The following is a 7,835-nucleotide window of genomic DNA, read 5'->3' on the forward strand; positions in this document are numbered from 1 at the left end:
GAGGGAGGGCTTGCACCTCCATCCTGTCTGGAGTTCAACCCAAAGGGGGTTGGAGTGATTATTTACGGACTTAACCGTGATTCCTCACTCAACGAATCGCACTCCGACTCGAAGTTGACGCAGCCATTGACTAAGAGTGAATTTTGACATCAGTCCATCTCAAATTAAATGTCAGCAGGACTTACGCAAAACATAACGAAAGTAGCGGTAATTCATGAATTACCGCTACGCAAGAATCAGGTTTTCGGTCACATCTTGCGTAAGTCCTGGTCAGTTGTCAAGCGCAATTTTATGAGTAAGCCACAAATAAAAATGCCAAGACCTCCACTAAAGTAGAATGCCCAAAAAATTGCGAGCGCAAACAATAAATACTTTAGGAAGATGTCAGCTATGTTCCTTGTCATCTAGGTTGGTAAAGTCGGATAATTTTTACAAGCTAACTATGATTTATCCCACTGCTATTTCCATACCCGAACCACAGATTCCCACACCCGAACCGAATCCGCTACCTGGTCCGGCACCTAGTCCGGAACCAACGATTCCCACTCCGACACCAGAACCAGTACCGCAACCTGTACCAGCTCCGATTCCGCAGCCGGTTCCCAGTCCAATTCCCCAAACAATTCCCGAACCAGTCTAAAACTAATTCTTAGTAATTTGTAAGATAGTGATTGGACTTTAATCCAAAATCTAAAATCCAAAATGCTAAGAGCCGGAATTGTCGGACTTCCCAACGTGGGAAAATCTACTTTGTTCAACGCTTTGGTGGAAAATGCCAAGGCAGAAGCTGCTAATTTCCCTTTTTGTACAAAAGACCCGAATGTCGGCATTGTTTCCGTGCCAGATGAACGTTTAAATGTTTTGGCAAAGATTTCTGCTGCTAAGAAAATTGTCCCGGCTCAGGTGGAATTTGTCGATATTGCCGGTTTGATTAAAGGTGCAAGTAAAGGTGAGGGAATGGGAAATCAATTTCTCTCCCACATTCGCGAAGTGGATGCGATCGTTCATGTAGTACGCTGTTTTGAGAATGATGATATTATCCACGTTGCCGGTTCAGTAGATCCAGTGCGAGATATTGAAATCATCAATTTGGAACTCGGTTTAGCTGATTTATCACAAATTGAACGCCGCATTGAACGCACTCGCAAACTAGCGCGTACCAGCAAAGAAGGACAGTTAGAATTAACACTCTTAGAGAAATTAGCAGCAACATTAAATGAAGGCAAATCAGTCCGCCAATTTGGTTTGACAGAAGAAGAAACCGAGATAATTAAAGGATTGGGATTACTCACAAATAAACCGATTATTTATGCTGCTAATGTCTCTGAGGATGACTTGGCAAGTGGTAATGATTTTGTGGAAAAAGTCCGCGAAATTGCCAGTCAAGAAAATGCTCAAGTTGTAGTGGTTTCCGCTCAAGTGGAATCAGAATTAATTGAGTTACCAGAAGAAGATAAAGCTGATTTTCTCGCATCTTTGGGTGTAGAAGAAGGTGGTTTAAAATCTTTGATTCGTGCTACTTACACGCTTTTAGGTTTAAGGACTTATTTCACCTCTGGCGAAAAAGAAACCCGCGCATGGACAATTCATGCAGGAATGTCTGCACCTCAAGCTGCTGGTGTAATTCACACTGATTTTGAACGGGGATTTATTCGCGCCGAAACTGTTGCTTACAATGATTTGGTGACAACTGGTTCGATGACTGCGGCAAAGGAAAAAGGATTAGTCAGAAGTGAGGGTAAAGAGTATGTTGTGCAAGAAGGAGATGTGATGTTATTCCGATTTAATGTGTAGGAATAATATCAGGAATATAGCATGTAGGGTGCGTTACGGCGAATGCCGTAACGCACCATTATTTATGACTGCGGTGCGTTAGCGCAGCATAACGCACCCTACGCGCTGCGGTGCGTTAGCGCTACGCGCTCAAGTTTATTTTTTTCTAAAATATCGGTTTGTCAAATAGCAGCAAAGATAAAACAAAGTCAATCACAAAAATTGACACCCAAGTAGTCACAACTGCGGCAGTTGCTGATTCTCCTACTTGTTTTACTCCTCCTTGGGTAGTTAGTCCCCAACTACAACCCAGGACAGCAATCATTGAACCAAAGAGAAATCCTTTCAGCACAATAATCACCAAATCTGACGGTTCTAAAAAACTTCTAACTGAGTCTAAAAATGTTTCCGGAGCTATCTGGTAAAATTGGAAGGCGACAAAAATTCCGCCAGCTATGCCGATAACTAAGGCAAAAATTGTTAATAACGGCACCATCAAACAGCAAGCAATGACTCTCGGAAGAACTAAATAATCAATTGGATCGGTTCTCAGCATATATAGTGCATCAATTTGGTCTGTGACTCGCATTGCACCAATTTCTGCCGCAAAAGCCGAACCAACTTGTCCGGCAATTACACAACCTGTCAAAATAGGAGCTAATTCTCGGCAGAAAGCTAAAGCAAAAGCACCCCCAACAGCATTTACCGCACCGAATTGAACTAATTCTCTTGCCGTCTGAATGGTAAAAATCATCCCTGCAAAACCACTCACCAGCAAAACTGGAAAGATAGAAGCAGGTCCTGCTTTTACCATATGTTCCATAATATGACGGTTGTGCATTTTTCCTTGAAGTAAATGCAGCCAAACTTGACCAAAAAGCAGCATAGCAGCTGCAAAGCGGACAATCCACGATCGCTCCTTCATTATCTCTTGGTCGCAATTTCACTTTTATCCCATCCTACTTTGTCGCTTTGCGTGCAGCCAAAGCGTAGAAATCCTCTAGCAAGCTGGTGTCTAAAGCGCGGTAGTCTTGGGGTGTGGAAACCACAAAAGCAGAAGTAAAAGCTTCGGCAACAAAAATTAACACCCCAACTTGTGTTTCATGAATTTCAAATACACGCAAAGCATCTTCTAATCCGGGAATATAATGTCCACTAAAAGAACTTTCAAAACGGCAACCAAGTTCGTGAGATAAAGCATTAAGAGTCAACAGTCAACAGTCATGTTCTGAGGCTGAAAGTTGACCTTCTGAAGCTCAATGTTGACCTTCTGAAGCTCAATGTTGACCTTCTGAGGCTGAAAGTTGACCTTCTGAAGCTCAATGTTGACCTTCTGAGGCTGAAAGTTGACCTTCTGAAGCTCAATGTTGACCTTCTGAGGCTGAAAGTTGACCTTCTGAGGCTCAATGTTGACCTTCTGAGGCTGAAAGTTGACCTTCTGAGGCTGAAAGTTGACCTTCTGAAGCTGAAAGTTGACCTTCTGAAGCTGAAGTTTCAATAGAAGCCTCTCACCTACCCCAAGGAAGGTGAAAATCAAACGTTCTTCTAGCGATGATGATATCAAAAGACGCTATGACTTATTTAGAGTTTTATCAGGTTTGGTATTATGACGCTGAATGAATTTATGCAATTGTTAGAAAAACAAGAAAAATGTCCATCTTCTCTGCCAAAAACACTGCAAGCTTTGTGGTATGACAAAAAAGGAGATTGGCACAAAGCACATAATATTTTAAACGATGCCGGCGATGTTGACAGTGCTTGGGTTCATGCGTACTTGCACCGTAAAGAAGGCGACTTGGACAATGCAAGATATTGGTACAGGCGTAGTGGCAAACCAGAGTTTACCGCCGAATTGAATCAAGAATGGGAGCAAATTGTTACAAACCTGCTCTTGAAAGCGGAACATCTTTAGAATATGTTCTGGGAAAACGTCTCTAGAATGTGCCTTTTTTAGTTCCTAACATTTGCAAGATTTTTTCCACATTATCCAAATCCCCAGCCATTCGTCGAATTGGGTGGGGCCAAACTTTAACGAGGGTGGGAGTTGCGGAAACTTGATCGAGTTCTGCAAGTTCTGGATTTGTCAAAACATCAATGACTTTTAAAGTATAAGGATGTTTAAGCGATCGCTCTAACAATTCATGTAAATTTTGAAGAATGCGTTCAGTGTTGGCACTATGTCCGGCAACAAATAAGCGAAGAACAAAGCCTTGGGTTTTCGGTTCGGCTTTTTGTTGGATTGCGGCGATCGGTTCTGGAGATACTTGAGCTTGAGAGAACTCTAAACGCACAATTAAATCATGGTCTTCCCAAAGTTGCTCAAATGAAGATCGATAACTAGATAATACCATGCGATCGCACAATCCCTCTTGCCACGGGGCAGCTTGCCAAACTAAATCCCCCGTGCAAAAAACAGCATTCAGCACAGCTTGATGTCGCATTACCAACGGATAAGCTTCCGCAAAAGTTCGTACTTGTTGAGTGCGCGGATCTAACCAGTGGTCAATAGTTGCCGTGTAGCAAGGCACTAAAAAATGAGGCGGTTCTGGTAAGTCTAAAATTTCTTGTAAAAAAGCGCACAAATGCAAATGCCATCGACCTTTTTTGCCAGGGTCGATGCAATAAATTAAATCTCCTCCAGGTGTAAATAGCGCAATGCCCTTAAACAACTGGGGTAAAAGTGGTTTATCTGGATTCAAGGGAGTGGGGAGAGGGGGGGAGGGGGGGATGGGGAGAGGGGGGGATGGGGAGAGGGGGGGATGGGGACAAGGGGATAAGGGGACAGGGGGACAAGGGGATAAGGGGACAAGGGGGACAAGGGGACAAGGGGACAATGAGAATAATTCTTTCCCTCCATCTTCAAGGAGTCTCCCCATCTCCCCATCTCCAACGAGTCTCCCCCTCTCCAACGAGTCTCCCCCTCTCCTTGTCTCCTTGTCTCCCCCTCTCCAACGAGTCTCCCCACTCCCTAATTTTTAAACTCGACCTCGGAGAAACTGTGCCATTTCGTTAGGAGTTGGTGACATCTCCAAAGCTGTTTCTTCAGTAATGCGACCTTCTTGATAAAGGTTGAGCAGAGACTGATTCATTGTAATCATGCCGTCAAAACCAGCTTGCTTCATCAGCTCGCTAATTTCATCATACTTACCGTCTTTTACCCAGTCTTTAACTGCGTCGGTATTAATTAGGATATCGTGGAAAGCAGCACGTTTGCCATCAGTCGTGCGACACAAACCTTGAGCAATTACTGCCACTAAAGACTCAGCAAGCGCTACCCGCATCGCATCTTGTTCTCCAGCTGAGAAAAGATTAAGAATTCTTTCAATCGTTTTCACCGCGCTGTTGGTGTGGAGGGTTCCCATTACCAAGTGACCTGTTTGAGCGGCTTTCAGGGCAGTGTTGACCGTTTCTTTATCCCGCATTTCCCCGACCAGAATTAAATCTGGGTCTTCCCGCAAAGCTGCTTTCAAAGCGTTGTCAAATTTTCGGGTGTGCATTCCTACTTCCCGTTGTTTAACCAACGACTTTTGGCTTTTGTGGACAAATTCGATTGGATCTTCGATGGTGATGATGTGTTTAGCCATCTCCTTATTAATGTAATCAACCATCGCCGCCATTGTGGTGGATTTACCAGAACCAGTCGGACCAGTCACTAAAATCAAACCTTTATGGTAGTGGCAGATATCGCGAAAAACTGGGGGTAAGTTTAATTGATCTATGGTGAGGATTTTCAACGGAATTAACCGCATTACCATCGCATAGCCTTTGAGAGAGTCAAAGATATTAATCCGCACGCGGGCAAAGTCGTACTGAGTTGCTCCATCAAATTCTAGATGTTCTTCAAAGTGTTTAAGTTCTCCTTCTGTCAGCACCTCCCGCACCCAACTTATAAAAGTCTCTTTATCCGTTTCTGGATATTCTGTTGGCTGCATTTCTCCTCGATTGCGGAAGCGAGGCACTTCACCGACACCCAAATGAATATCCGAAAAGCCTTTATCGTAAGCTTCTTTAATCAACTGGGCTAAAGTCATTCCCGAACTGCTTTTTCTAGGAACTGCACCAGGCATTGGTGGTGGAGTACCCGGACGATGAGAGGCTTTTTCAGCTGGTGGTGGAGGTGGTGCAGCATTCATCATCCCTGCACGGTTGGCAGTCTTTTCTAGTGTCATGTCCAGGGTTTGGGTAGCCTGACGTTGGGTGCTTAAGCTTGCTGGTGGTGGTGGGGGTAATGGGGGAATATTACGGGTTGCGATCGGTGTCGAATTTGCTGGACGCTGTGATTCTGTCATATATCTTCAAATTAATCTGCGTTTTGTTTCATATGTGGAATTAGCGGCTAGTTTTGGTAGTAAAAATCGGCTTTTAATGAGAGAAGATGAGATAAAGAGCGATCGCTATCAGCCTACTTACTCATTTGCGAATGGCATAAGGCAAATAAATGTCTATCACCAGTTCTATCTTCTCGCCCTTCACTTGTATCCGTTTTTTATAAATTCGACTAGCTTTCAGTTCAATAAATAATTTATCTCCCTGATATTGACTGGTTTAACACATCAAAGGCAGAGAAGGCATTCAGTATATCCAAGTATAATTAAAAGAATAAAATGTTACTAATAAGTAAATGTAAATATACTCATCTAAAGATGAGGAATTTGTGTTAGGCATTTATACAACTAGCTAGCAAATAACAGCGAAAGCAATAGCCGATAAATTGTTCAGCCTTATCAGAGCAATTATGAGAATCTACCTTGTTTTTGATAAGATATGTTAAGCATAAATTATCTATAGTGCTAAGAACGCACTCGATTAATTAATACTTTTACCTTCTACTCCTTAAGGTAGATGCTGGGAAAGGATAGTCAAGAAAATGCTTATCAGGGCATTTATCCATGATCCCCAGACCTTAACTGTAAAGTTTATTAACTAAATGCTCATTTACCCGATTTGCTTTTATATACTGAAAGTCATTCAGATATCGAATTTGCTTTAAACAAGCAAGATAAATATTTCAGACTTTTTTGGGAGGAAAATTCATGGTTGCAACTCAAAGCTCTAATCTAAACAAAACTCAATCTTTGTTGATGATCAAAAGCTTTTTAATCTGGTCTTTCACTTTGGCAGTATGCTTGCTGGTTGTTGGTTTTCCTTTAGTTGTCTTGATGGCTACGGTCGGATGTTTGTTGTCGATTGTCTTGCAATCTGTGATGCCTGTTAGTGCTGTTTTGCTGGTTGCTGGTGGTTTGATTTTGTTTAATGTGATGGCTGTTGTTTTCGCTGCTGGGATGTTAACTCTCAAGGGTGTTCATCCAAGTCAAGTCAGATGGTTAAGCTGGCTGCATGGAGAGGCAGATGAAACACAAACTACCGTTTACGCTGCTTGTCCTTTAACTTGTGATGTCAAATTATAATTATCACTACCATACTCGACAAACAGTGCATCTGCCCGGTCTTGCCGGGTTTTTTCATGTTTCTTCTACTTAATAATGTGCAACAAAACTGACTAAGATACCGAGAACTTGCTCAACTGGAGGAAGATTGTATTCTAAAAGTCCAATAGTTACCGTATTAGATTCCAGCTTGAGAAACTTCCATCTGTCCCCGGTAGTAACTGTACCAAAAATAGTAGGAACCGACTGATTATTTTGTTCATTAAAACGCTGTGCTGCAATCATTTCTGCAACGCACTCTCTTGAAAAGCTTTGATGCCTTCGGCAACGCCAAGTGCGAACGGAGGAAACCTCCGCTCAAACTTTTCGCTGACCTAACCTTCCATTCAAATCTTCTTTTTTCGCTTCCACCACTACTACCGCAGGTGCATCAATAAACAACTGTTCCGGAGAACGACTTATCAAAAAATCGCAAACCCCGTTTAGTCCTACTGATTGGTCTACAGAAAAATCATTTCCAGAAAATAAACTAATTTTCTGGGGAAAAATATCTTTAAGTTCCAACAAAATAGGACATACAGCGGATTGCAGGTAGGTGTAGTACAATAAAACCAGTGGTTCAATGTTTAAGATGAAACCTTACTCCGTCGATTTTCGGCAAAAAATAATCAAAGC

The 7,835-nt window shown here is 42.5% G+C and carries 11 protein-coding genes and 1 pseudogene; 5 read left to right on the forward strand and 7 right to left on the reverse strand.

Annotation, left to right across the window (positions count from 1 at the left end; genetic code table 11):
• Positions 1–442 precede the first annotated feature (442 nt).
• Both AABK37_RS38770 and ychF read left to right on the forward strand, forming a co-directional pair.
• A complete protein-coding gene (locus AABK37_RS38770; RefSeq protein WP_432556732.1) occupies positions 443–640 on the forward strand; it encodes a hypothetical protein in 198 nt (65 codons plus the stop codon).
• 62 nt (positions 641–702) lie between these two features.
• The gene (ychF, locus tag AABK37_RS38775; RefSeq protein WP_432556722.1) at positions 703–1,794 is read left to right on the forward strand and encodes a redox-regulated ATPase YchF; all 1,092 of its coding nucleotides are present in this window, start codon (positions 703–705) and stop codon (positions 1,792–1,794) included.
• Positions 1,795–1,939: 145 nt separating this feature from the next.
• Here ychF and AABK37_RS38780 read toward each other — a convergent pair whose 3' ends face one another.
• From AABK37_RS38780 to AABK37_RS38790, 3 genes and pseudogenes are all read right to left on the reverse strand, one after another.
• Positions 1,940–2,698, reverse strand: a complete 759-nt coding sequence (locus tag AABK37_RS38780; RefSeq protein ID WP_432556723.1) for an MlaE family lipid ABC transporter permease subunit — start codon at positions 2,696–2,698, stop codon at positions 1,940–1,942.
• 64 nt (positions 2,699–2,762) lie between these two features.
• Positions 2,763–2,972 (reverse strand): annotated as a pseudogene (locus AABK37_RS38785) (ARPP-2 domain-containing protein); the annotation flags it as partial.
• Between the two features lie 8 nt (positions 2,973–2,980).
• Entirely contained in the window at positions 2,981–3,337 is a 357-nt protein-coding gene (locus AABK37_RS38790; protein WP_432556724.1) for a hypothetical protein, read from the reverse strand.
• A 42-nt stretch (positions 3,338–3,379) separates the two neighbouring features.
• On the opposite strand from AABK37_RS38790, the gene AABK37_RS38795 reads away from it, so the two are divergent.
• Positions 3,380–3,685, forward strand: coding sequence for a hypothetical protein (locus AABK37_RS38795; protein ID WP_432556725.1), 306 nt, complete (start codon positions 3,380–3,382; stop codon positions 3,683–3,685).
• 22 nt (positions 3,686–3,707) lie between these two features.
• Here AABK37_RS38795 and AABK37_RS38800 read toward each other — a convergent pair whose 3' ends face one another.
• Entirely contained in the window at positions 3,708–4,472 is a 765-nt protein-coding gene (locus AABK37_RS38800) for a circadian clock KaiB family protein (RefSeq protein WP_432556726.1), read from the reverse strand.
• 28 nt (positions 4,473–4,500) lie between these two features.
• On the opposite strand from AABK37_RS38800, the gene AABK37_RS38805 reads away from it, so the two are divergent.
• Entirely contained in the window at positions 4,501–4,752 is a 252-nt protein-coding gene (locus tag AABK37_RS38805) for a hypothetical protein (protein ID WP_432556727.1), read from the forward strand.
• Here the strand turns inward: AABK37_RS38805 and AABK37_RS38810 are convergent.
• Positions 4,749–6,062 (reverse strand): type IV pilus twitching motility protein PilT, encoded by a 1,314-nt coding sequence (locus tag AABK37_RS38810; RefSeq protein ID WP_432556728.1) that lies wholly within the window; start codon positions 6,060–6,062, stop codon positions 4,749–4,751. The two genes, AABK37_RS38805 and AABK37_RS38810, sit on opposite strands and share 4 nt — an antisense overlap.
• 744 nt (positions 6,063–6,806) lie before the next feature.
• On the opposite strand from AABK37_RS38810, the gene AABK37_RS38815 reads away from it, so the two are divergent.
• Positions 6,807–7,181: a hypothetical protein gene (locus tag AABK37_RS38815; protein ID WP_432556729.1), complete on the forward strand. Its 375-nt coding sequence runs from the start codon at positions 6,807–6,809 to the stop codon at positions 7,179–7,181.
• Positions 7,182–7,250: 69 nt separating this feature from the next.
• Here AABK37_RS38815 and AABK37_RS38820 read toward each other — a convergent pair whose 3' ends face one another.
• A complete protein-coding gene (locus tag AABK37_RS38820) occupies positions 7,251–7,445 on the reverse strand; it encodes a hypothetical protein (RefSeq protein WP_432556730.1) in 195 nt (64 codons plus the stop codon).
• Positions 7,446–7,517: 72 nt separating this feature from the next.
• Complete coding sequence (locus tag AABK37_RS38825; RefSeq protein WP_432556731.1) at positions 7,518–7,727, reverse strand: hypothetical protein; 210 nt, start codon at positions 7,725–7,727, stop codon at positions 7,518–7,520.
• Positions 7,728–7,835: the final 108 nt, after the last annotated feature.

The organism is Tolypothrix sp. VBCCA 56010 (assembly GCF_050875635.1).
GTDB lineage: Bacteria > Cyanobacteriota > Cyanobacteriia > Cyanobacteriales > Nostocaceae > Hassallia.